This window comes from Paracoccus tibetensis, from assembly GCF_900102505.1.
GTDB classification, from domain to species: Bacteria; Pseudomonadota; Alphaproteobacteria; order Rhodobacterales; family Rhodobacteraceae; genus Paracoccus; species Paracoccus tibetensis.
This window is the reverse complement of sequence record NZ_FMVT01000005.1, coordinates 148099-170570: the sequence shown is the minus strand read 5'-3', so window position 1 is coordinate 170570 and position 22472 is coordinate 148099. Positions and strand designations below refer to the sequence as shown.

Genomic DNA, 22472 nt, shown 5'->3' with positions numbered 1-22472 from the left:
AATTCAGGGAGAGCCTCATGCGGGCATTCGTCTTTCCGGGGCAGGGCGCGCAGACCATCGGCATGGGCCGCGAGCTGGCCGGCGCCTATCCGGCCGCCAAGGCGGTCTTCGACGAGGTGGACGAGGCGCTTGGCGAGAGCCTGTCGCAGCTCATCTGGGAGGGCGATGCCGAGACGCTGACCCTGACGCAGAACGCCCAGCCCGCGCTGATGGCCACCTCGATGGCGGCCTTTCGCGCGCTGGAGGCCGAGGGCTTCGCGATCACGGACGCCGACTTCGTGGCGGGTCATTCGCTTGGCGAATACTCGGCGCTGTGCGCGGCGGGGGCGCTGAGCCTGACGGACACGGCGCGGCTTCTGCGCCTGCGCGGGCAGGCCATGCAGGAGGCGGTGCCGGTGGGGCAGGGCGCGATGGCGGCGATCCTCGGGCTGGATTTCGAAACCGTGGACCGGATCGCGCGCGAGGTGGCCGGCGACGAGGTCGTCGAGGCGGCCAACGACAACGATCCGGCGCAGGTCGTCATCTCGGGCCACAAGGCGGCGGTCGAGCGGGCGGCCGAGGCGATGAAGGCGGCGGGCGCGAAACGCGCGCTGATGCTGCCGGTCTCGGCGCCGTTCCACTCGGTCCTGATGCAGCCGGCGGCGGCGGCCATGGCCGACGCCTTGGCCGCGGTCGAGATCAACGTGCCGGCCGTGCCGGTCTTCGCCAATGTCCGCGCCGAGCCGGTGACCGAGCCGGGCGCGATCCGCCGCCTGCTGGTCGAGCAGGTCACGGGGACCGTGCGCTGGCGCGAGAGCATCGCGAACATGGCCGAGACGGGCGTGACCGAGTTCTGGGAGATCGGGGCGGGCAAGGCTTTGTCCGGCATGATCAAGCGGATCGCGAAGGACGCGGTCGTGAGGAACCTGGGCGCGCCTGCCGATATCGCGGCGCTGAAGGGCTGAGCCGGGAAGCCGGGGGCGCTTCGCCCCCCGGACCCCCCCGAGGATATTTTTGCACAGAAGATGAAAGGACCGGGCATGTTCGACCTGACGGGAAAGACGGCGCTGGTGACGGGCGCCTCGGGCGGGATCGGCGGCGCGATCGCGACGGCGCTGCATGGGACGGGGGCGACCGTGGCTCTGTCCGGGACGCGCGAGGGGCCGCTGCGCGAGCTGGCGGACGCCTTGGGCGAGCGGGCGCATGTGGTGCCGGCGAACCTGTCGGAGGCGGAGGCCCCGGCGAGGCTGCTGAAGGACGCGGCCGGGGCGATGGGCAGCGTGGACATCCTGGTGAACAATGCCGGGATCACGCGCGACAACCTCTTCATGCGCATGTCCGACGAGGAATGGGCGCAGGTGCTGGAGGTCAACCTGACCGGCGTCTTCCGCCTGTCGCGCGCGGCCTTGCGGGGCATGATGAAGGCGCGGTGGGGGCGGATCGTCAACATCACCTCGGTCGTGGGGGCGACGGGAAATCCGGGGCAGGGGAACTATGCCGCCGCCAAGGCGGGGCTGGTCGGCATGTCGAAGTCGCTGGCCTATGAGGTGGCCAGCCGCGGGATCACGGTGAACTGCGTGGCGCCCGGCTTCATCGCCACCGCGATGACTGACAAGCTGAACGAGGAGCAGAAGGGCAAGATCCTGACGCAGATCCCCGCAGGCCGCATGGGCAGCCCTGAAGAGATCGCGGCCGCGGTGCTCTATCTGGCCAGCCCCGAGGCGGGCTACGTGACCGGCGCCACGCTGCATGTGAATGGCGGCATGGCGATGATCTGACGGCCTCGTGCCGCTGCGAAAGCGGTTGCAAGAGGTCCAAGGGGTGCTATATCCCCCGCTTTAGCGGCAGGGGAACCGCCCTGTGCTGAACCGGGCCCCTCGGGGCCTGCGTGAAACTTGGGCGGATGCCCGCGACAATGAGGTTATGACATGAGCGATATCGCTGATCGCGTGAAGAAGATCGTGGTCGAGCACCTGGGTGTCGACGAGGACAAGGTGGTCGAATCCGCTTCGTTCATCGACGATCTGGGCGCCGACAGCCTCGACACCGTCGAGCTGGTGATGGCTTTCGAGGAAGAGTTCGGGATCGAGATCCCCGACGACGCCGCCGAGACCATCCAGACCGTCGGCGACGCGGTGACCTTCATCAAGGGCGCGGTCTGATCAGGCCACCCGCCTGCCGCGGCAGGCAAGAGGCGGCGCTTCCTGCGGGGAAGCGCCGCCTTTTTCATGTCGTCCTGACGGGGCTCAGCGGCCCAGCTTGGCGTGGACCTCGTCGAGGTCGATCTCGCCGATCGGCAGCTTGTTGTCCGGGTTCTCGAAGTCGTAGCGGAACAGCTTGAAGTCGTCGCGGTAGATTTCCCAGATCAGGTGGCGCGAGAGATCGTCGAAATACTCGCTGACTTTGTGGGCGCGCTTGGGGCCGTGCCCTTCGGATTCGTTGAAGCGCGGCACCTCGGCCAGGTCGACCTTCACCGGCGTCTCGGCCGCGTCCAGCACGGCCGCCATCCCCTCGTTGAAGGTCTCGGTGTAGAAGATCTGGTCGTAATGGCCGCCGTTCACGATGAAGGTCGAGATGTGGCCGGACATCGCGGACCAGTGGATGTCCGGCTCCATCGGCTTGCGGAAGCGGATGGTGTCGCGTGCGAAGAGCAGGAAGCGGCGGAAGCTGGCGATCTGGTCGAAGTCGAAATCGTTCTCGGGGCTGCCGACATCGATGCCGTAGCGCTGGATCAGCTGCGGCACCAGGTTGCCGCGGTAGCGGCGGCCGTTGCGCTGGATGCCGGCGATCTTGTCAAAGAACGAGGACAGGATGCGGGCGTAGGGGTTGCGCACGCAGGTGAAGCTGACGCCGCGGCCGGCGCGGACGGCCTGCTCGATCGGGTCGTGGCTGTGATCCTGCGACCACTTGTGCAGCCCGTTCTTGGAATCGTGGATGTCCCCGTCGAAGAAGCGTCCGTGATCCGAGTAGAACATGATCTGGCCGATGGTCGAACAGGCGCATTTCGGCACCACCCGATACACCATGCTTTCGCTTTCCGTCATCCAGACGCCTGGAAATCCCATTCTGTCGCCTCTGCCGCAGGGTTCTACCATGGCGCGAAACACGGTGCCCACCGGCTTGCCCCATCGTTGTTTTCGTTTACACACTGTGAAAACAGAACCGGGCGAGATTTTCAACGGCTTCTCCCCCCGCGTGCAACAAAAACATGTCTCAGAGTGATCCCGTGCCATGGCTCGCATCGCCTTTATCCTGCTGACCCACAAGGACCCGCAGGGGGTGATCGACCAGGCGCGGCGCCTGACGGCGACGGGCGACTACGTGTCGATCCATTTCGACCGCTCGGCGCCGGCCGCGATGTTCCAGCAGATCAGCGAGGCGCTTGGCGATCATCCGGGCGTCACCTTCGCCGCCAGGCGCGTGCGCTGCGGGTGGGGCGAGTGGTCGCTGGTCGCCGCCACGCTCGAGGCGCTGCGCGCGGCCGAGGCGGCCTTCCCGCAGGCGACGCATTTCTACATGCTCTCGGGCGACTGCATGCCGGTGAAGTCGGCCGAATACGCCCGCGCCTTCCTGGACGCGGCGGATTGCGACTACATCGAAAGCTTCGACTTCTTCGAGAGCGAGTGGATCAAGACCGGCATCAAGGAAGAGCGGCTGACCTACCGGCACTGGTTCAACGAGCGCACGCAGAAGCAGCTGTTCTATGCCAGCCTCGAATTGCAGAAGCGGCTCGGGCTGAGGCGCGAGGTGCCGGCGGACCTGCAGGTGATGATCGGCTCGCAATGGTGGTGCCTGCGCCGCCACACCGTCGAGGCCATCCTCGAGCTGATCCGCAGCCGCCCCGAGATCCGCCGCTTCTTCAGCACGACCTGGATCCCGGACGAGACGTTCTTCCAGACGCTGGTGGCCCATCTGGTGCCGCGCAGCGAGATCCGCTCGCGCACGCTGACCTTCCTGATCTTCACCGACTACGGGATGCCCGTCACCTTTTACAACGACCACTACGACCTGCTGCTGCGCCAGGACTACCTTTTCGCGCGCAAGATCAGCCCCGAGGCGCTTGAGCTGCGCGCCCGGCTCGGTTCGCTGTGGCAGGCGACGGGGCAGGAATTCGCGGTCACCGGCGAGGGGCGGCGGCTCTTCGCCTTCCTGACCGGGCGGGGACGGATCGGGCGCCGCTTCGCCCCGCGCTTCTGGGAGACCGACGGCTCGCTTGGCGCGAACCGCGTGCTGCACGTGATCGCGGCGAAGAAATGGCATGTCGCCAAGCGGCTGACCGCGCGCATCCGCGAGCTGACCGCGATCCCGGCGGTGGACTACCTCTTCAACGAGCTGGAGGCGAACCTGCCCGACATGGGCGGCGTCGCCTCGACCCTGCCCAAGCGCGAGCGGCACCGGCGGGCGCTGATCAAGCTGCTCTTCGACCAGTTCGAAAGCCGGAACCTCGTCATGTGCGTCGATCCGGCGGCCGAGGGGCTGCTGGCCGATCTCGCGCGGGACCGGGCCGAGCTGCGCGTCCTCCATGTCGATTGCAGCTTCGATGACGGCTACCTGCGCGGCCACATGCACCGGATCGGGCTGATCAGCGCCGACGCGCCCGGCGACGTGGTCGAGCGGCTGCTGCCGGTCGTGCGCAGCGATCTCGAGCACGAGGCCGAGCGCCTGTGCGAGGGAGAATACGACCGCCTCGGCACCATCGCCGCCCATCGCGACACGGCCGCGAATGCGGCGGCGCTTGCAGCTTTCCTCGACCTGCCGCAGGACGTGGCTTGGCAGATCGCCGAGACGCCGCATCTGTTTGCCGACTGATCCAGAGGACATGCCATGGCTTTGACCTATGACGACGACAACATCTTCGCCCGCATCCTGCGCGGCGAGATCCCGAACCAGACCGTGGCCGAGAACGACCACGCGCTGGCCTTCCGCGACATCCGCCCGCAGGCGGCAAGCCACGTGCTGGTGATCCCCAAGGGCCGCTATGTCAGCTTCGACGACTTCGCCGCGAACGCGGCCGAGGCCGAGATCGTCGCCTTCATGCGCCTCTGCGCCAAGGTCTGCGCGGTCGAGGGCGTCGGGCTGGAGGCCGGGGGCGAGGGCTTCCGCGCCATAACCAACGCGGGCACCCACGGGGTGCAGGAGGTGCCGCATTTCCACCTGCACATCCTTGGCGGGCAGGTGATGGGGCCGATGGTCTCGCGCTGAGGGCTCAGTTGCGCGTCAACTCGACGAAGACATCCTCGAGGTCCGCCTCCTCGGTCGCCACGTCGAGGATCGGCACCGAGGCCCCGCGCAGCGCGTCGATCAGCTGGTCGGCGCGCAGGCGCGAGGGCGGGTAGCTGATCGCGAAGCGGCCGTCGGCGCGGCGCTCGGCCTTGGCGCCCTCGGGCAGGGGCGGCAGCGCGGCGGTGCCGCCAGTGTCGAGCACCAGCGTCTTACGGTCGGTCCGGGCCAGAAGCTGCTGCGTCGGCTGGCGGATCACCAGCTCGCCATGGTTGATGATGGCGATCTCGTCGCACATCTGCTCGGCCTCCTGAAGGTAGTGCGTGGTCAGGATGATGGTCATCCCGGCCTCGTTCAGGCGGCGGACATTCTGCCACAGCATCTCGCGCAGGGTGATGTCGACGCCCGCCGTCGGCTCGTCGAGGACCAGGATCTGCGGGCGGTGGACCAATGCCTTCGCCAGCAGCAGCCGCCGCTTCATCCCGCCCGAGAGGTTGCGCGCATAGGCATTGGCCTGATCAGTCAGCCCGACCAGCGCCAGCAGCTCGTCCGTCCAGCGCTCGGCCTTGGGCACGCCGTAAAGGCCCGCCTGCACCTCGAGGCTGGCGCGGGGCGAGAAGAACGGGTCCATGTTCAGCTCTTGCGGCATGACGCCGATGGCGGCGCGGGACTGGCGGGGGTTCCGGTCCTGGTCGAAGCCCCAGATCGAGACGCGGCCGGAGGTCTTGTTCACCAGCCCCGCAAGGATGTTGATCATCGTTGACTTGCCGGCGCCGTTCGGCCCCAGAAGCCCGAAGATGCTGCCGGCGGGGATGGCGAGGTCGATCCCCTTCAGCGCCTCCTTGGCGGGCGCGTTGCCCTGCGCGGCATAGGTCTTGCGAAGGCCCTCGATCTCGATGGCATGGCTCATGATGGGTCCTTGCGGTGCTTGCGAAGGGCGCGGCGGCTGCGGTATTGGGTTAGACCAGAGGAACGCAGTCGCCACAAGAAGGCCCGCCATGACGCAGCACGTGACGCCCGAGAACCCGCTGTCCACCGAGACAGGCCCCGAGGCGCTGGTCCTGCCGCCGCCGGTGACGGTGACGGTGACGACCCGCCGCGTCAGCTGCGACGGCGACGACGGCGCGGGCATGGGCCATCCGCGCGTGTGGCTGGCGATCTCCGAGACGGGGTATGTCGATTGCGGCTACTGCGACAAGCGCTTCGTGCTGGACCCGGTGCACGCGGCGGGCGACGACCACTGATCTTCCGTCCCGGCCGCCTGACCCGAGGGGGACGCCGTGACGGCCCCCATCGAGGGGGCCGTCACGGCGGGCTGGCCTTGCCAGCCTTTCGCGCCTCGCCGCGGCAGCGGTCCGAGCAGTAGCGCACCTCGTCCCAGACCTTCTCCCACTTCTTGCGCCAGCGGAACGGCCGCCCGCAGGCGGCGCAGGTCTTCTGCGGCAGGTCGGCCTTTCGGCGCATCTTCGGCATCACTACCTCTGGCGGGTGGAAGATCGCGGCCCCGCATGGCACAAGCGGGCCGTCAGCAGCGCGAGGGACATGAGCATGGGCGAGGCATTCGGCAAGGGCTGCCACCTGCATCTGATCGACGGGTCGGCCTTCATCTTCCGCGCCTATCACGCGCTGCCCCCCCTGACGCGCAAGTCCGACGGCCTGCCCGTCGGCGCCGTCGCCGGCTTCTGCAACATGCTGTGGAAATACGTGCAGGAGGACGCGGGCAGCAACGCGCCCACCCATGCGGCCGTGATCTTCGATCATTCCTCCAAGACCTTCCGCAACGAGATTTACAACGCCTACAAGGCAAACCGCCCCGAGCCGCCCGAGGACCTGCGCCCGCAATTCCCGCTGACCCGCGACGCGACCCGCGCCTTCAACATCGCCTGCATCGAGACCGAGGGCTTCGAGGCAGACGACATCATCGCCGCCTATGCCTGCCGCGCGCGCGAGGCGGGCGGCCGCGTCACCATCGTCAGCAGCGACAAGGACCTGATGCAGCTGGTCGGCGACGGGGTCGAGATGCTGGACCCGATCAAGAACAAGGCCATCGGCCCGGACGAGGTCTTCGAGAAGTTCGGCGTCGGTCCCGACCGCGTGGTGGACGTGCAGGCGCTGGCCGGGGACGCGGTCGACAACGTGCCCGGCGCGCCCGGCATCGGCATCAAGACCGCCGCCCTGCTGATCCAGGAATTCGGCGATCTGGAGGCGCTCTTGGAGCGGGCGGGCGAGATCAAGCAGCCCAAGCGCCGCCAGACCCTGATCGACCACGCCGAGCAGATCCGCGTCAGCAAGCGCCTCGTGCAGCTGGACTGCAACACGCCGCTGGACGTGCCGTTGGAAGAGCTGGGCGTGCAGGCCCCCGACCCCGCGCGGCTTCTGTCCTTCCTGACGGACATGGAGTTCCGCACCCTGACCAACCGTGTGGCCGAAAAGCTTGGCGCCGAGGCTCCGGCCGTGAAGGCGGCCCCGCAGTCCGAGGCTCCCGCCGCGCCCGAGCTGCCCGCCATCGACATCACCGGCTACGAGACGGTTACTGACATGGCGGCGCTTCAGACCTGGGTGGATGCCATCCGAGAGGCGGGCGAGGTGGCCTTCGACACCGAGACCACCAGCCTCGACGACATGCGGGCGGTGCTGGTGGGCATTTCGCTAGCGCTTGCGCCGGGCCGGGCCTGCTACATCCCCTTCGGCCATGTGTCGGGAAGCGACGATCTGTTCGGCAGCGCGCAGCCGGTCGCGGGCCAGCTGCCGATGGCCGAGGTGCTCGCCGCGCTGAGGCCGGTGCTGGAGGACGCCTCGATCCTGAAGATCGGCCAGAACGTGAAGTACGACTGGAAGCTGCTGGCCCGCAATGGCATCCGCATGGCACCGGTCGCGGACACGATGCTGATGTCCTACGCGCTGAATGCCGGCACCCACAACCACGGCATGGATGAGCTGGCCGAGCGCTACCTCGGCCACAAGTGCATCCCGATCAAGGATCTGATCGGCTCGGGCAAGAGCCAGATCCATTTCGGGCAGGTCGCCATCGACAAGGCCGCGCCCTATGCCGCCGAGGATGCCGAGGTCACGCTGCGCCTTTACCGCCACTTCGCGCCGATGCTGCCGGCCGAGCGGGTGGTGACCGTCTATCACACGCTGGAGGCGCCGATGATCCCGGTCCTCGGGCAGATGGAGATGACGGGGGTCAAGGTGGACACGCAGGTCCTGTCGCGCATGTCGGGGGCCTTCGCGCAGAAGATGGCGCAGCTCGAGGACGAGATCTACGGCCTCGCCGGCGGCAGCTTCAACATCGGCAGTCCCAAGCAGTTGGGCGAGATCCTGTTCGACCGCATGGGCCTTGCGGGCGGCAAGCAGGGCAAGACCGGGGCCTTTTCGACCAGCGCGGACGTGCTGGAGGACCTGGCCGCCGAGGGCCACGACCTGCCGGCCCGCGTTCTCGACTGGCGCCAGATCAGCAAGCTGAAATCCACCTATACCGACGCGCTGCCGACCTATGTGAACCCGGACACCGGCCGCGTGCACACCTGCTACTCGATTGCCGGCGCCCAGACCGGCCGTCTCGCCTCGACCGAGCCGAACCTGCAGAACATCCCCATCCGCACGGACGAGGGGCGCCGCATCCGCCAGGCCTTCATCGCGCCCGAGGGGCACCGCCTCGTCAGCCTCGACTACAGCCAGATCGAGCTGCGCATCCTCGCCCATGTGGCCGACATCCCGGCGCTGAAGCAGGCCTTCCGCGAAGGCATCGACATCCACGCCATGACCGCCAGCCAGATGTTCGGCGTGCCGGTGGAGGGCATGGACCCGATGATCCGCCGCCGCGCCAAGGCCATCAACTTCGGCGTCATCTACGGCATCTCGGGCTTCGGCCTCTCGCGCAACCTGCGCATCCCGCGGGCCGAGGCGCAGAGCTTCATCGACACCTATTTTGAGCGCTTCCCCGAGATCCGCGCCTACATGGACCGCACCGTGGCCGACGCGAAAGCCGACGGCTCGGTCCGCACCCTCTTCGGGCGGCGCATCAACACACCCGGCATCAACCAGTCCGGCCCCGCCGCCGGGGGCGCCCGGCGCGCGGCGATCAACGCCCCGATCCAAGGCGCGGCTGCCGACATCATCCGCCGCGCGATGATCCGCATGCCCGCCGCGATCGAGGGGATGCCCGCCCGAATGCTCCTCCAGGTCCATGACGAGCTGGTCTTCGAGGTCGAGGAAAACGCGGTCGAGCCGCTCATCGCGCGCGCCCGCGAGGTGATGGAGGCCGCCGCCGAGCCGGCCGTGAAGCTCTCGGTCCCGCTGGTCGTCGATGCGGGCCAAGGCGCCAACTGGGCCGAGGCGCACTGATCCCGCCCTCGGTGATCAAGCATGCCGCGCCACTGGTTCGGGACCCGGCCTCCGCCGCCCTCTACACGGCGGAGGAATGGCTTCCCGCCGCCACCGCGTAGCCGTCCAGCGCCTGCGCGATCATCCGCGTCAGCGGACGCCCGAACGGCGTGATCCTGAGCCCGTCCCCGTCCAGCCGCACGGCCTCGCCGAAACGGGCCTGAAGCGGCGCGAAGAGGGTGGCCTGACGCTCGGCCGTGATGCCGAAGCGGGCCTCGATCTCGGCCATGTCGATGGCGAAGCCGCACATCAGCATCTCGATCATCCGGCCGCGCCAGAGGTCCTCGGACGTGAAGCCGTGGCCGCGCGTGACCGGCAGCTGGCCGGCGCGCACCAGCGCCGTGTAGGCCCCCGTGGCCGGCGCGTTCTGCGCGTAGCCCTGCGGAAAGCGCGAGATCGACGAGGCGCCCAGCCCCAGCAGCACGTCCGAGGGATCGTCGGTGTAGCCCTGGAAGTTCCGCCGCAGCCGGCCTTGCGCCGCGGCCCGCGCCAGCCCGTCGTCGGGCCGGGCGAAATGGTCGATCCCGATCTCCTCCAGCCCCTCGGCGGCGAACAGGGCGCGCGCCGTCTCGAAGAGGTCCAGCCGCGCCTCGCCGCCCGGCAGCACCTCGTCCGGGATCATCACCTGCCGCTTCGACATCCACGGCACATGAGCATAGCCGTAAAGCGCCACCCGGTCGGGCGAGAGGGCGAGGACCTTCTGCACCGTCTCGGACATGCGCGCGGGCGTCTGGTGGGGCAGGCCGTAAAGCACGTCGGCGTTCAGGCTGCGGATGCCGTGCCCGCGAATCAGGCGGACGGCCTCGGCGGTCAGCTCGAAGCTCTGCAGGCGGCCGATCGCCTCTTGGATCAGCGGGTCGAAATCCTGCACCCCGATCGAGGCGCGGTTCATCCCTGCCTCCGCCAGCGCCTGCATCCGCGGGGCGTCGATCTCGGACGGGTCGATCTCGACCGAGAACTCGGCGTCCGGGGCGAGGGGGAAGGCCGCGGTGACGGCCCGCGCCAGCCGCGTGATCAGCGCCGGCGGCAGCAGGGTCGGTGTGCCCCCGCCCCAATGCAGCCGCGAGAGGGTGATCCCCGGCGCGGTCCGCGCCCTGAGCGCCGCGATCTCGGTCAGCAGCGTGGCCACATAGGCGTGCAGCGGCCCCTCGGACTGCGTGCCCTGGGTGCGGCAGGCGCAGAACCAGCAGAGGCGGCGGCAGAAGGGGACGTGCAGATACAGCGAGATCCGCGAGCCGGCCGGGATGGCCGCGATCCAGTCGGCGGCGCGCAGCCCGTCGACCGCGCTGCGGAACTGCGTCGCCGGCGGGTAGCTTGTATATCGAGGGGCGCGAGCCTCGAAGAGGCCGACGCGTGCAAGTTGCGAATATGTGCTCATTCATATAGCGTAATCTGACGATGCCCAAGACGTCCTTGACCCAGATCAACAGCCAGGTGCCCGCGACGACCGCGCAGGGCGCGCCGCGCTGTGGGGAATGCCCGATCCGCTACCGCGCGGTCTGCGCGCAATGCGAGACGGACGAGCTGAAGGTCCTGGAGCAGATCAAGTTCTACCGCAGCTACGAACCGGGCCAGCCCATCATCTGGGAGGGCGACCGGATGGACTTCGTCGGCTCGGTCGTGACCGGCGTCGCCTCGCTGACGCAGACGCTGGAGGACGGGCGCACGCAGGTCGTGGGCCTGTTGCTGCCGAGCGACTTCCTGGGCCGGCCCGGGCGCGAGCGCGCGGCCTATAACGCGACGGCGGCGACGAAAGTCGTGCTCTGCTGCTTCAGGCGCAAGCCCTTCGACGATCTGATGCGCGAGACCCCGCATATCGCGCACCGCCTGCTGGAGATGACGCTGGACGAGCTGGACGCGGCGCGCGAGTGGATGCTGCTTCTGGGGCGCAAGACGGCGCGCGAGAAGATCGCCTCGTTCATCGCCATCGTCGCCCGCCGCGAGGCCGCGCTGCAGAAGCGCCGCCCGGCCGGGCGGATGGAGCTGGAGCTGCCGCTGACGCGCGAGGCGATGGCGGACTACCTGGGGCTGACGCTGGAGACGGTGAGCCGCCAGGTCAGCGCCCTCAAGCGCGACGGCGTGATCGAGCTGAAGGGCAAGCGCGGCGTCATCCTGCCGGACTTCTCGCGCATCGTCGACGAATCGGGCGACGATGCGGACGGGGGCATGGTGGACTAACGCCTCGGCCGCGGCTTTCAGGCCCCGGCGTTCCGCAAGGCTGATGGCGCCGCACCGGTTGCGTCCCGCGACGGCGCGGGGGGACCCGTCCCCCCGCACCCCCCGGGCGCCGCGCAGGACCGGCGGGCTCAGCGCGCCATGAAGACCGGCACCGCCGATTTCTCGAGCATGTTCCGCGTCGCCCCGCCCAGGATTGCCTGTCGGAAGCGGGAATGGCCGTAGGCGCCCATCACGATCATGTCCGCGCCGGTCTCGATGGCCCGGCGGTTCAGCTCGTCGCTGATCGTGGGCGCGGTGCGCGCGAGGACAGCAATCTCGGCCCGCACCCCGTGGCGTGTCAGCATCTGCGTCAGCGCGGCGCCGAGATCCGAGCGGTCGATCCCGCTGCGGCGGGGATCGATGCAGGTGATCTCGACCGCCTGAGCGGCGCGCAGCAGCGGCAGCGCGCGGCGGATCGCGGCCAGCGCCTCGGTCGACTGGTTCCAGGCCACGAGGATCCGGCGCGGCGGCTCGGCCGGAAGGCCCGAGGGGGGCACGATCAGCACCGGGCAGCACCCCTCGAAGAGGGCGGCCTCGGTGACGATCTCGGCGTCGGCGGGCGTCGCGGCGGCATAGGGGCTGGCCAGCACGGTCAGGTCCGAGAAGCGCGCCTTCATCCCGACGAGGCCGGGGATCCCGCCCGATTGCGCCACCGCGCTGTCCACCGACCAGCGAAGATCGCGCGCCGCGGCCAGATGCGCGTGCACCTGCGATTGCAGGGCTTCGGCCTCGTCCATCGCGGTGTCGATGGCGTCCTGCAGCACATAGGCTGTGCCGCCGGGGAAGAAATAGCCGGGCTGGCCCATGTCGAGGCCGAGGCAGAGGATGTCGAGATGGGCGTCCTCGCGCACGGCCAGCGCCGCGGCGGCGTCGAGCTGCGGCATCTGCGACGGATGGGTCAGGATCGTCAGGATGGTCTTGTAGGACATCGCGTGCCTCCTTCTGCGCTGTTCGAGGCAGGGATCGCATGACGCGCCGCCCCCTGCCTTGATCAGTATCAACCCGCCGACTTGACGCAGATCAAGGTTCGCACCGGGCGGCGCGCCTATTCCGGCAGCATCGAATTCCTCCGTCCGGGGCCGAGTCGCGGCCGGGCAGACAGCACGAACGAGGTGACAGGTGCGGCCATGTGGAACATTCTGAAATTGATTCTCCTCGGCGGGGTCACCCTGATCGCGGCGATCGGCGCGAACATGGCGCATGACGCCGCCTACATGGTGAACGCGCTGACCGTGATGCTGGTCGCCGGCGGCGTCTTCCTGTGGACGCTGCGCCAGGTGGACGAGCCGGTGCCGGTCCACGACCCGCGCGCCTACATGGACGGGCCGGTGCGGGCCGGGGTCGTCGCGACGGTCCTGTGGGGCGTCGTCGGCTTCCTCGTCGGCGTCGTCATCGCCTTCCAGCTGGCCTGGCCCTCGCTGAACTTCAGCGAGCTGACCCATGGCTACCTGAACTTCGGCAAGCTGCGCCCGCTGCACACCAGCGCGGTCATCTTCGCCTTCGGCGGCAACGCCCTGATCGCGACCAGCTTCTACGTCGTGCAGCGCACCTCGGCGGCACGGCTCTGGGGCGGGAACGCGGCCTGGTTCGTCTTCTGGGGCTACAACCTCTTCATCGTTCTGGCGGCGACCGGCTACATCCTCGGCGCGACGCAGTCCAAGGAATATGCCGAGCCGGAATGGTATGTCGACCTGTGGCTGACCATCGTGTGGGTCACCTACCTCGCCGTCTTCCTCGGCACGATCATCAAGCGCCGCGAGCCGCATATCTACGTCGCCAACTGGTTCTACCTGGCCTTCATCGTGACCATCGCGATGCTGCATGTGGTCAACAACCTGGCGATCCCGGTCAGCATCTGGGGCAGCAAGTCGGTGCAGGTCTTCGCCGGCGTGCAGGACGCGATGGTGCAGTGGTGGTACGGCCACAACGCGGTCGGCTTCTTCCTGACGGCGGGCTTCCTGGGGATGATGTACTACTTCATCCCAAAGCAGGCCGAGCGCCCGGTCTACAGCTACAAGCTGTCGATCATCCACTTCTGGGCGATCATCTTCCTCTACATCTGGGCCGGTCCGCACCACCTGCATTATACCGCGCTGCCCGAATGGGCCGCGACGCTTGGGATGGTCTTCTCGATCATGCTGTGGATGCCCAGCTGGGGCGGGATGATCAACGGGCTTATGACCCTGTCGGGGGCCTGGGACAAGCTGCGGACCGACCCGATCATCCGCATGATGGTCGTCGCGGTGGGGTTCTACGGCATGGCGACCTTCGAGGGGCCGATGATGTCGATCAAGACCGTCAACAGCCTGTCGCACTACACCGACTGGACCATCGGCCATGTCCATTCCGGCGCGCTCGGCTGGAACGGCATGATCACCTTCGGCGCGCTCTACTACCTGACGCCGCGCCTCTGGGGCCGGACAAGCCTCTACAGCCTGCGGCTCGTCAGCTGGCACTTCTGGCTCGCGACGATCGGGATCGTTCTCTACGCCAGCGCGATGTGGGTCACCGGCATCATGGAGGGCCTGATGTGGCGCGAGGTCGACCAGCACGGCTTCCTGGTCAACGCCTTCGCCGACACCGTCGCCGCCAAGTTCCCGATGTACGTGGTGCGCGGCCTCGGAGGGGTCCTCTACCTCGCCGGCGCGATCATCATGGCCTGGAACCTCTGGGCGACCGTCGCCCGCCAACCGCAAGCGCAAAGCACGGCCGCCGCCGTGCCGGCAGAATGAGGGGCATGGATCATGGCCATCCTTGAAAAGCACAAGATCCTGGAAAAGAACGCGACGCTCTTGCTGATCTTTTCCTTCCTGGTCGTCACCATCGGCGGCATCGTCCAGATCACGCCGCTCTTCTATCTCGAGAACACCATCGAGAAGGTCGAGGGCGTGCGCCCCTACAGCCCGCTGGAGCTGGCCGGCCGCGACATCTACGTCCGCGAGGGCTGCTATGTCTGCCACAGCCAGATGATCCGCCCGATGCGCGACGAGGTCGAGCGCTACGGCCATTACAGCCTCGCCGCCGAATCGATGTACGACCACCCGTTCCAGTGGGGCTCCAAGCGCACCGGACCGGACTTGGCGCGGGTCGGGGGGCGCTACTCGGACGAGTGGCATGTCGATCACCTGCGCGATCCGCAATCGGTCGTGCCCGAATCGATCATGCCGAAATACGGCTTCCTGCTGGACCGCGTGATCTCCCCCGCGCAGATCCAGCAGCGGCTGCGGACCGACCGCGCGGTGGGCGTGCCCTACACGGACGAGATGATCCAGCACGCCGCCGCCGACTTCCGCGCCCAGACCGACCCCTTCGGCGACCCCGCCCTGCTAGAGCGCTATCCCGGCGCGCAGATGCGGAACTTCGACCGCCAGCCGCAGGTGACCGAGATGGACGCCTTGGTCGCTTACCTCCAGATGCTCGGCACGCTGGTCGATTTCTCGACCTTCGAGCCCGACCCGAACCGCTGAGGGCGCCATGGAAACCTACAGCTTCCTGCGCACCCTCGCCGACAGCTGGGCGCTGCTGCTGCTGACCCTGATCTTCGTGGGCGTGATTCTCTTCGTGTTCCGCCCCGGATCCCGCCGCGTCCAGAGAGATGCCGCCGAGAGCATCTTTCGCAACGAGAACCGTCCTGCCGCCACCCGCAAGGACGAGGAGGACCGCTGATGTCTGACGACAAGAAGACCCCGCAGGACGACCACGCCTCGCCCGCCAACCCGGACAACCAGATCGACCTGCGCCGGCAGAGCGCGGATGCCGAGCACGCCGCCAAGATCGCGGGCGACATTCCCCCGCGGCCCGAGCCGGACACGCCCGTCGCGCCCAGCCACCGCCGCAAGGGCCGCCACGGCGTCGGACTGAAGGAGACGCCCTCGACCGGCCACGAATGGGACGGGATCACCGAATACGACAACCCGATGCCGCGCTGGTGGCTCTGGACCTTCTACGCCACGATCATCTGGGCGGTCGGCTACATGTTCGCCTATCCCGCCATCCCGATGGTGACGCAGGCGACGCAGGGGCTGCTGGCGACCAACAGCCGCAAGGAGGTCGCGGCCGAGATCGACCGCTTCGCCGCCGCCAACGCGCCCATCCAGGCGGCGGTGGTGCAGGCGGAACTGGGCGAGATCACCCGCGACCCGGACCTGACCAGCTACGCGACCAATGCGGGCGGCGCGCTCTACCGGACCTGGTGCGCCCAGTGCCACGGAGCCGGCGCGGGCGGGGCACGGGGCTATCCGAACCTGCTGGACGACAGCTGGCTCTGGGGCGGCAGCCTCGAGGACATTCACCTGACCCTGACCCACGGCATCCGCGACCCCAAGGACCCGGACACCCGCTGGTCCGAGATGCCGCGCTTCGGGGTGGATGGGCTTCTTGACCGCCAGCAAATCGACCAGGTCGTCCATCACGTCCTGTCGCTGTCGGGCCAGCCGTTCGATGCCGCCCGCGCGGCGGCGGGGGCCGAGGTCTATGCCGATAACTGCTCGGCCTGCCACATGGACGACGGCAGCGGCGACCGGGGGCAGGGCGCCCCCGCGCTGAACGACCAGATCACGCTCTACGGCAACGAGCCCGAGACGCTTGCGCGCATCATCTCGCAAGGTCCGTTCGGCGTCATGCCCGCCTGGTCCGAGCGCCTCTCCGAGGCCGAGATCCGCGCCCTGACCGTCTATGTCCACGGACTTGGCGGCGGCGAGTAATCGCCCCGCTCCGCAGACCCGCGTCCCCCACGGACGCGGTAGCCCGGCCCCTCCGTCCTGTTCGCGCGTTCCTCGGAGGGGCCGGCATTCCACCCGCAGCAGGGCTTTCGGCCCGTGCTGCACCCCGTTCCGCAGCCCGCCACGCGCGGGTTGCGGGAGGGCCGGCCCCCCGGCCGGGTTCGCGTTTGCCTGTGGCCGTCAGTGGGCCGGGGGCCGGCTTAGCCGGCACGTCAGACGAGAAGCTCGCCGCGCAGCGAATTGGCTGCGCTTTCGACAATGCGGACCTGCGCCAGATCGCCCGGCACGGCCTCAGGCGCATCCACGAAGACCGAGTGCAGATAGTCCGACTTGCCGACCATCTGTCCTGGCAGCCGCCCCGCCTTCTCGAAGAGAACGCCCACCGTCCGCCCGACCATCCCCTCTTGCGCGGCCTTCTGCTGGCGATTTAGCAGCGCCTGAAGCTCTTGCAGGCGCCGGTCCGCGACGGCGCCCTCCACCTCGGGCCGCTCGAAGGCCGGGGTGCCGGGGCGGGGGGAGTACTTGAAGCTGAAGGCGGTGCCGAAGCCGACGGTCTCGACCAGCCGCAAGGTGGCGGCGTGATCCTCGTCGGTCTCGCCGGGAAAGCCCACGATGAAGTCGCTGGTCAGCATGATGTCGGGCCGCGCGTCGCGGATGCGGTCGATGAGGCGCAGATACTGGTCGGCCGTGTGCTTGCGGTTCATCGCCTTCAGGATGCGGTCGCTTCCCGACTGCACGGGCAGGTGCAGGTAGGGCATCAGCGCGGGGATGTCGCGATGCGCCTCGATCAGGTCAGCCGCCATGTCGTTCGGATGGCTCGTGGTGTATCGGATGCGGTCCAGTCCAGGGGTCTCGGCGATGGCCCGGATCAGCCGGCCGAAGCCCCATTCGCGCCCGTCCTCGCCCGACCCGTGCCAGCCGTTGACGTTCTGGCCCAGAAGCGTGATCTCGCGCACGCCGCGGGCCACCAGATCCCGCGCCTCGCGCAGGATGCGGTCCACCGGGCGGCTGACCTCGGCCCCGCGCGTGTAGGGAACGACGCAGAAGGCGCAGAACTTGTCGCAGCCCTCCTGCACCGTCAGGAAGGCGGCGGGTGCGCGGCGGGTGGCGCGGCGTTCCGGCAGGTGGTCGAACTTGTCCTCGGCCGGGAAGTCGGTGAGGATCGCGGGCGCCTCGCCGCGCAGCATCGCGGGCAGGCGGTGATAGGTCTGCGGGCCGACGACCAGATCGACCAGCGGCATGCGGCGCACGATCTCCTCGCCCTCGGCCTGCGCGACGCAGCCGGCGACGCCGATCTTCAAGTCCGGCCGCGCAGCCTTGAGCGGCTTCAGCCGGCCGAGGTCGGAATACAGCTTCTCGGCCGCCTTCTCGCGGATGTGGCAGGTGTTCAGCAGGACCATGTCCGCCTCGGCCTGGTCCTCGGTCAGCACGTATCCCTCGGCGCCCATGGCCTCGGCCATGCGCTGGCTGTCATAGACGTTCATCTGGCAGCCATAGGTCTTGATGAACAGTTTCTTCGCGGCCGAAGTGCTGGCGTCCTGGGTCATGTCATGCTGTCCTTGAATTCGCGCAGCGATACAGGAATCGCCGCCGCTTGGGAAGGGACCGAGGCGCGGATGGCCAGCGACCTGACGACGATCCCCAATATCGGCCCCGCCACCGCACGCGCCCTGGCCGAGGCCGGCATCCCCGACGCCGCCCGCCTGCGCGCGCTTGGCGCGCACGAGGCCTATCGCGCGCTTCTGGCCGCGGGCGCGCGTCCGCATTTCATCCCCTATTACGTGCTGCACATGGCCCTGCAGGGCCGGCCGTGGAACGACTGCAAGGGCGAGGAGAAGCGGGCGCTGCGGGCGCAATACGATGCGCTTCTGGCCGAGACCGGCGGCGGCGCCATGACCGCGTTCGAGGCGGCGCTGGACCAGATCGGCCTGCCGCGCCCGCGCCCCGTGCGGGCGAAGTGACGGCCGCCACCGGCAGAACGCCGCGCCGCCGTTCCGCGTGCCGGCGCTTCGCCAGCCCCCATTGAACGCGGCGGGGCGCCCGTCTAGCCTGCCGCCACATCCGCAGGGGAGCATGACGATGACGCAGCCGCAAAGTTGGGAAGCACGGGCCGACGAGTATTCGCTTTACGGCTTCACGGACCTGCCGAGCGTGCAGAAGCGTGGCGCCGTCGTCCTGACTCATGGCGAGGGGCCCTATGTCGTCGACGTGAACGGCCGCCGCTACCTGGATGCCAATTCAGGCCTCTGGAACATGGTCGCCGGCTTCGACCACAAGGGTCTGGCAGAGGCGGCCAAGGCGCAATACGACCGCTTTCCCGGCTATCACGCCTTCTTTGGGCGCATGTCCGACCAGACCGTGATGCTGTCCGAGAAGCTGGTCGAGGTCTCGCCCTTCGCGCGAGGCAAGGTCTTCTACACCAATTCGGGCTCCGAGGCGAACGACACCATGGTCAAGATGCTGTGGTTCCTGCACGCCTCCGAAGGCAAGCCGCAGCGCCGCAAGATCCTGACGCGCTGGAACGCCTATCACGGCGTCACCGCCGTCTCGGCCAGCATGACCGGCAAGCCCTATAACGAGGTCTTCGGCCTGCCGCTGCCCGGCTTCATCCACCTGACCTGCCCGCATTTCTGGCGCTATGGCGAGGCCGGCGAGACGGAAGAGCAGTTCACGGCCCGCCTCGCGCGCGAGTTGGAAGAGGTGATCCAGCGCGAGGGCGCCGACACCATCGCCGGCTTCTTCGCCGAGCCGGTGCAGGGCGCGGGCGGGGTCATCCCGCCCTCGGCCGGCTATTTCCAGGCGGTGCTGCCGATCCTGAAGAAATACGACATCCCGATGATCGCGGACGAGGTCATCACCGGCTTCGGCCGCACCGGCCACACCTGGGGCAACCAGACCTACGACTTCGTGCCGGACGCGATCATCAGCTCGAAGAACCTGACCGCCGGGCTCTTCCCGATGGGCGCCGTGATCCTGGGGCCGGAACTGGCCGACCGCGTGCAGGCCGCGGTCGAGAAGATCGAGGAGTTCCCGCACGGCTTCACCGCCTCGGGTCACCCGGTGGGCTGCGCCATCGCGCTGAAGGCCATCGACGTGGTGATGAACGAGGGGCTGGCGCAGAACGTCGTCGACCTCGCCCCCCGCTTCGAGGCCGGTCTCAAGCGCCTCGCCCAGAACCCGAACATCGGCGAGTATCGCGGCGTCGGCTTCATGTGGGCGCTGGAGGCGGTGCGCGACAAGGCCAGCAAGACCCCGTTCGAGGGGCATCTGTCGGTCTCCGAGCGGATCGCGAACACCTGCACCGACCTGGGGCTCATCTGCCGCCCGCTCGGCCAGTCGATCGTGCTCTGCCCGCCCTTCATCCTGACCGAGGCGCAGATGGACGAGATGTTCGACAAGCTCGAGCAGGCCTTGACCCGCGTCTTCGCCGAAGTCGCGTGAGGCGAGCGGCATGATCCCGGCCCGCTATGCGCCGATCCTCTTCGGGTTCTTCCTCTCGGGCCTGATGTCGTCGCTCGTCTCGGGCATCGCGACGCTGCGGGCGGTGGGCATGACGCACGGCGTGGGCGGGCTGTGGCTGGGAAACTGGCTCTCGAGCTGGGCGGTGGCCTTTCCGGCCGTGCTGGTCGTGGCGCCGCTGGCGCGCCGGCTGGTCGCGCGGCTGACGCGGCCGGATTGAGGGCGCCTCAGCCCGGCGCCGCTTGGCGCTGCGGGCGCTGACCGCGCCGCGGCCTCTCCACCCGCAGCACCGGATGCGTCTCGGCGACCCCGCGCCAGGCGGGGCCGTCCTCGCCCATCTCCAGCGCCACGGCGCCGGTGCGGCGGAGCCGGTCGCTGTCGAAGACGAGGCAGGGCGCCGTTGGTGGCAGGCCTGTCGGCTCGGTCGCGACGATGATGCGGCGCGGGGCGCAGAGCGCGGCGCCGCGCGCGCCCGATCCCTTGCCGGTGACGTGCAGGATCTGCCAGCCCTGCGGCAGGTCCGCGCTGCGGTCGCGGCTGTCGCCGCGCCAGAGCGGCCGGGCCGCCGACGCCTCCTGGTCGGCGACATCGCCATCCTCCAGAAGCCAGGTCGAGACGACGAAGGACCCGCCGGCGGGCTTCGAGACGGCGCGGCCGGCCGGGGTCATGATCCCCACCGCCTCGCCCTCGGGCGCGATCAGCACGGCCGGCCGGCTCGCCGTTACCCAGAGAAGGCCGCCGGCCAGGATCATCGCCGCGCCGCAGGCCTGTCCCGCCAGCGCGGGCAGGCTGCGCTGGCTGCGCCGGCGCCAGGTCAGGACCAGCCCGACCGCGCCGAAGCCCAAGAGCGGCAGCACCGCGGCGGGCGGCACGGGAATTGCCGTCACGGCCCCCTCGAGGCCCGCGACGAAGCCCGCGACGCGCAGCATCCAGCCTGCGCCCAGCCCCATGACCCACAGCGCCGGCGCCTCCAGTCCGATGGGCGCCAGCACCAGCGCGATCACGCCCGAGGGCATGATCAGCGTGCCCATCACCGGCACGGCCAGCATGTTGGCCAAGAGCCCGTATTGCGACATCCGGCTGAAATGCGCGGCCCCGATTGGCGCGGTCGCAAGGCCCGCCACCAGCGACGAGACCAGCAGCATCAGCACCGGCCGCAGCCAGCGCGGAAGGCCTGGCGCGACGCGGCTCCACGGGCCGAAGGTCAGGATCAGGGCGATGGTGGCGGCAAAGCTCATCTGGAAGCCGGGCGAGGTCAGCGCCTCGGGGCTGAGGATCAGGATCGCGGTCGCGGCCAGCGCCACCGTCCGCAGCGAGATTGCCCGCCGGTCCGCAAGGATCGCGAGCAGCATCACCGCGACTGTCACGAAGGCGCGCTGCGTGGCCACGCTGGCTCCGGACAGCCACAGATAGCCCGCCGCCGCTGCCAGAGCGCCGATTGCCGCCAGCTTGTGCGCTGGCAGCGGCAGCCGGGCGCCCAGACCCTGCGCCAGCACCAGCGCCAGCCGCAGCGCCGCGTAGACGAAGCCCGTCAGCAGCCCCATGTGCAGCCCCGAGATCGCGATCACATGCGACAGGTTCGAGGCGCGCATCAGCTCGGTCGTGGCCTCGGTGATGCCCGAGCGGTCGCCCGTCATCAGCGCCGCCGCAAGTGCGCCGGCCTGTCCGGGGATGCGGTCCTGCACCGCCTCGCTCAGCGCCATGCGCGCGCGGTGAAGCCGCCACTGCCCGCCCTCGGGCGGCGCGACGGCCAGGATCGGCGTGCGGCTGTAGCCGACCGCGCCGAGGCCCTGGAACCAGGCGTTCAGGCGGAAGTCGAAGCTGCCGGGCGAGGCGGGGCCGGGCGGCGGGCCGAGATGCCCGGTCAGCATCACGCGCTGGCCGATGGGCGGCAGATCCTCCTCGGCCGGATCGGTCAGGGACAGGCGGACGCGGTGCGGCGTCTCGTCGGGGTCGAGGTCGCGCAGGACGACCTGATCCAGCGTCAGCCGCAGGCGGTCGCGGGCCGACCGGTCGATCTGGACCACGCGCCCCTCGACCGGGCCGTAATAGCGCCAGTCGAGGACCGGCGCCGCCACCAGCGAGGCCCGCGTCGCCGCCAGCGCGAAACCCGCGCAAACAAGCGCCGCGGCCAGTCCAAGCAGCCGCAGCGCATCGGCGCGCTGCCAGGCGATGCGGCCCGCCTCGGCCAGGCGCAGCGCGCCGCGGGACAGCGCGACACCCGCCGCGCCGGCAAGCCCGAGGATGGTCCAGTGCAGCGTGGTCGGCAGCGCCGGGCTGAGGAACCACAGCCCGATCCCCGCCGCCAGAAGGACCGGCACCCAGGCCAGCAGGCCCGCCCGCGGCGCGGCCGCCGGACGCGCGCTGCGCCGTGCCGTCGCGCGCGGCAGGGCCCGCGGCCGGGCAGCCGGCATCGGCGTGGCTGGCGCGGCGAGCGTGCCGTCTTGGGGCAACATCCTTGTCCTTTCCGGGCGCCTTGACTATCACTTG

The 22472-nt window shown here is 69.3% G+C and carries 22 protein-coding genes; 15 read left to right on the top strand and 7 right to left on the bottom strand.

The features are described 5' to 3' along the window. The first annotated feature begins 17 nt into the window (after positions 1–17). From fabD to BLP73_RS08680, 3 genes are all read left to right on the top strand, one after another. Complete coding sequence (gene fabD, locus BLP73_RS08690) at positions 18–944, top strand: ACP S-malonyltransferase (protein WP_090742631.1); 927 nt, start codon at positions 18–20, stop codon at positions 942–944. Positions 945–1019: 75 nt separating this feature from the next. Continuing rightward, complete coding sequence (gene fabG, locus BLP73_RS08685) at positions 1020–1757, top strand: 3-oxoacyl-ACP reductase FabG (protein ID WP_090742628.1); 738 nt, start codon at positions 1020–1022, stop codon at positions 1755–1757. A 150-nt stretch (positions 1758–1907) separates the two neighbouring features. Continuing rightward, positions 1908–2141, top strand: coding sequence for an acyl carrier protein (locus BLP73_RS08680; RefSeq protein ID WP_042251881.1), 234 nt, complete (start codon positions 1908–1910; stop codon positions 2139–2141). Between the two features lie 84 nt (positions 2142–2225). Here the strand turns inward: BLP73_RS08680 and BLP73_RS08675 are convergent, their stop codons facing one another. Next, positions 2226–3044, bottom strand: coding sequence for a sulfotransferase family protein (locus BLP73_RS08675; RefSeq protein WP_090742625.1), 819 nt, complete (start codon positions 3042–3044; stop codon positions 2226–2228). 166 nt (positions 3045–3210) lie between these two features. Here BLP73_RS08675 and BLP73_RS08670 point away from each other — a divergent pair, with 166 nt between their 5' ends. After that, positions 3211–4788 (top strand): DUF5928 domain-containing protein, encoded by a 1578-nt coding sequence (locus BLP73_RS08670; protein ID WP_090742622.1) that lies wholly within the window; start codon positions 3211–3213, stop codon positions 4786–4788. Between the two features lie 15 nt (positions 4789–4803). Beyond that, complete coding sequence (locus BLP73_RS08665; RefSeq protein WP_090742619.1) at positions 4804–5181, top strand: HIT domain-containing protein; 378 nt, start codon at positions 4804–4806, stop codon at positions 5179–5181. A gap of 4 nt (positions 5182–5185) precedes the next feature. On the opposite strand, the gene BLP73_RS08660 is transcribed toward BLP73_RS08665, so the two are convergent. After that, a complete protein-coding gene (locus BLP73_RS08660; RefSeq protein ID WP_090742616.1) occupies positions 5186–6109 on the bottom strand; it encodes an ABC transporter ATP-binding protein in 924 nt (307 codons plus the stop codon). Between the two features lie 145 nt (positions 6110–6254). Between BLP73_RS08660 and BLP73_RS08655 the strand changes: the two genes are divergently transcribed. Then, on the top strand, positions 6255–6443 hold the full coding sequence (locus BLP73_RS08655) for a zinc-finger domain-containing protein (RefSeq protein ID WP_245686617.1): 189 nt from the start codon (positions 6255–6257) through the stop codon (positions 6441–6443). 61 nt (positions 6444–6504) lie between these two features. Here BLP73_RS08655 and BLP73_RS08650 read toward each other — a convergent pair whose 3' ends face one another. Then, positions 6505–6672, bottom strand: a complete 168-nt coding sequence (locus tag BLP73_RS08650; protein WP_090742610.1) for a DUF2256 domain-containing protein — start codon at positions 6670–6672, stop codon at positions 6505–6507. A 75-nt stretch (positions 6673–6747) separates the two neighbouring features. Here BLP73_RS08650 and polA point away from each other — a divergent pair, with 75 nt between their 5' ends. After that, positions 6748–9546, top strand: coding sequence for a DNA polymerase I (polA, locus tag BLP73_RS08645; protein WP_090742607.1), 2799 nt, complete (start codon positions 6748–6750; stop codon positions 9544–9546). Positions 9547–9607: 61 nt separating this feature from the next. Here the strand turns inward: polA and hemN are convergent, their stop codons facing one another. Then, entirely contained in the window at positions 9608–10963 is a 1356-nt protein-coding gene (hemN, locus tag BLP73_RS08640; protein ID WP_090742604.1) for an oxygen-independent coproporphyrinogen III oxidase, read from the bottom strand. Between the two features lie 56 nt (positions 10964–11019). Between hemN and fnrL the strand changes: the two genes are divergently transcribed. Continuing rightward, positions 11020–11763, top strand: a complete 744-nt coding sequence (fnrL, locus tag BLP73_RS08635) for a transcriptional regulator FnrL (RefSeq protein ID WP_245686616.1) — start codon at positions 11020–11022, stop codon at positions 11761–11763. A 128-nt stretch (positions 11764–11891) separates the two neighbouring features. On the opposite strand, the gene BLP73_RS08630 is transcribed toward fnrL, so the two are convergent. Continuing rightward, on the bottom strand, positions 11892–12731 hold the full coding sequence (locus tag BLP73_RS08630; RefSeq protein ID WP_090742598.1) for a universal stress protein: 840 nt from the start codon (positions 12729–12731) through the stop codon (positions 11892–11894). A gap of 198 nt (positions 12732–12929) precedes the next feature. Here BLP73_RS08630 and ccoN point away from each other — a divergent pair, with 198 nt between their 5' ends. The 4 genes from ccoN to ccoP are packed head-to-tail and all read left to right on the top strand — an operon-like array spanning position 12930 to position 16505. Next, positions 12930–14534: a cytochrome-c oxidase, cbb3-type subunit I gene (gene ccoN / locus BLP73_RS08625; RefSeq protein ID WP_090742595.1), complete on the top strand. Its 1605-nt coding sequence runs from the start codon at positions 12930–12932 to the stop codon at positions 14532–14534. A gap of 12 nt (positions 14535–14546) precedes the next feature. Then, complete coding sequence (gene ccoO / locus BLP73_RS08620; RefSeq protein ID WP_090742592.1) at positions 14547–15269, top strand: cytochrome-c oxidase, cbb3-type subunit II; 723 nt, start codon at positions 14547–14549, stop codon at positions 15267–15269. A 7-nt stretch (positions 15270–15276) separates the two neighbouring features. Then, positions 15277–15468, top strand: a complete 192-nt coding sequence (locus BLP73_RS08615; protein WP_090742589.1) for a cbb3-type cytochrome c oxidase subunit 3 — start codon at positions 15277–15279, stop codon at positions 15466–15468. Beyond that, positions 15468–16505: a cytochrome-c oxidase, cbb3-type subunit III gene (gene ccoP, locus BLP73_RS08610; protein ID WP_090742586.1), complete on the top strand. Its 1038-nt coding sequence runs from the start codon at positions 15468–15470 to the stop codon at positions 16503–16505. Before BLP73_RS08615 ends, ccoP begins: the two co-directional genes overlap by 1 nt. 230 nt (positions 16506–16735) lie before the next feature. On the opposite strand, the gene miaB is transcribed toward ccoP, so the two are convergent. After that, positions 16736–18070, bottom strand: a complete 1335-nt coding sequence (gene miaB, locus BLP73_RS08605; protein ID WP_090742581.1) for a tRNA (N6-isopentenyl adenosine(37)-C2)-methylthiotransferase MiaB — start codon at positions 18068–18070, stop codon at positions 16736–16738. 69 nt (positions 18071–18139) lie between these two features. Between miaB and BLP73_RS08600 the strand changes: the two genes are divergently transcribed. The 3 genes from BLP73_RS08600 (at position 18140) to BLP73_RS08590 (ending at position 20202) form a co-directional block, all read left to right on the top strand. Then, positions 18140–18484 (top strand): TfoX/Sxy family protein, encoded by a 345-nt coding sequence (locus BLP73_RS08600; protein WP_090742578.1) that lies wholly within the window; start codon positions 18140–18142, stop codon positions 18482–18484. 118 nt (positions 18485–18602) lie between these two features. Then, positions 18603–19964 (top strand): aminotransferase, encoded by a 1362-nt coding sequence (locus BLP73_RS08595; RefSeq protein WP_090743094.1) that lies wholly within the window; start codon positions 18603–18605, stop codon positions 19962–19964. Between the two features lie 10 nt (positions 19965–19974). Further along, positions 19975–20202, top strand: a complete 228-nt coding sequence (locus BLP73_RS08590; RefSeq protein WP_090742575.1) for a DUF2798 domain-containing protein — start codon at positions 19975–19977, stop codon at positions 20200–20202. Between the two features lie 7 nt (positions 20203–20209). Here the strand turns inward: BLP73_RS08590 and BLP73_RS08585 are convergent, their stop codons facing one another. After that, positions 20210–22438 (bottom strand): ComEC/Rec2 family competence protein, encoded by a 2229-nt coding sequence (locus tag BLP73_RS08585; RefSeq protein WP_245686610.1) that lies wholly within the window; start codon positions 22436–22438, stop codon positions 20210–20212. Positions 22439–22472: the final 34 nt, after the last annotated feature.

Coding starts and splice junctions, on each gene's coding strand:
- BLP73_RS08615 (WP_090742589.1), top strand. CDS start 15,277: ATGGAAACCTACAGCTTCCTGCGCACCCTCGCCGACAGCTGGGCGCTG.
- BLP73_RS08670 (WP_090742622.1), top strand. CDS start 3,211: ATGGCTCGCATCGCCTTTATCCTGCTGACCCACAAGGACCCGCAGGGG.
- BLP73_RS08595 (WP_090743094.1), top strand. CDS start 18,603: ATGACGCAGCCGCAAAGTTGGGAAGCACGGGCCGACGAGTATTCGCTT.
- ccoN (WP_090742595.1), top strand. CDS start 12,930: ATGTGGAACATTCTGAAATTGATTCTCCTCGGCGGGGTCACCCTGATC.
- BLP73_RS08660 (WP_090742616.1), bottom strand. CDS start 6,109: ATGAGCCATGCCATCGAGATCGAGGGCCTTCGCAAGACCTATGCCGCG.
- BLP73_RS08630 (WP_090742598.1), bottom strand. CDS start 12,731: ATGTCCTACAAGACCATCCTGACGATCCTGACCCATCCGTCGCAGATG.
- BLP73_RS08600 (WP_090742578.1), top strand. CDS start 18,140: ATGGCCAGCGACCTGACGACGATCCCCAATATCGGCCCCGCCACCGCA.
- BLP73_RS08650 (WP_090742610.1), bottom strand. CDS start 6,672: ATGCCGAAGATGCGCCGAAAGGCCGACCTGCCGCAGAAGACCTGCGCC.
- BLP73_RS08585 (WP_245686610.1), bottom strand. CDS start 22,438: ATGTTGCCCCAAGACGGCACGCTCGCCGCGCCAGCCACGCCGATGCCG.
- BLP73_RS08680 (WP_042251881.1), top strand. CDS start 1,908: ATGAGCGATATCGCTGATCGCGTGAAGAAGATCGTGGTCGAGCACCTG.
- BLP73_RS08590 (WP_090742575.1), top strand. CDS start 19,975: ATGATCCCGGCCCGCTATGCGCCGATCCTCTTCGGGTTCTTCCTCTCG.
- fabG (WP_090742628.1), top strand. CDS start 1,020: ATGTTCGACCTGACGGGAAAGACGGCGCTGGTGACGGGCGCCTCGGGC.
- ccoP (WP_090742586.1), top strand. CDS start 15,468: ATGTCTGACGACAAGAAGACCCCGCAGGACGACCACGCCTCGCCCGCC.
- hemN (WP_090742604.1), bottom strand. CDS start 10,963: ATGAGCACATATTCGCAACTTGCACGCGTCGGCCTCTTCGAGGCTCGC.
- polA (WP_090742607.1), top strand. CDS start 6,748: ATGGGCGAGGCATTCGGCAAGGGCTGCCACCTGCATCTGATCGACGGG.
- BLP73_RS08675 (WP_090742625.1), bottom strand. CDS start 3,044: ATGGGATTTCCAGGCGTCTGGATGACGGAAAGCGAAAGCATGGTGTAT.
- fabD (WP_090742631.1), top strand. CDS start 18: ATGCGGGCATTCGTCTTTCCGGGGCAGGGCGCGCAGACCATCGGCATG.
- BLP73_RS08665 (WP_090742619.1), top strand. CDS start 4,804: ATGGCTTTGACCTATGACGACGACAACATCTTCGCCCGCATCCTGCGC.
- miaB (WP_090742581.1), bottom strand. CDS start 18,070: ATGACCCAGGACGCCAGCACTTCGGCCGCGAAGAAACTGTTCATCAAG.
- ccoO (WP_090742592.1), top strand. CDS start 14,547: ATGGCCATCCTTGAAAAGCACAAGATCCTGGAAAAGAACGCGACGCTC.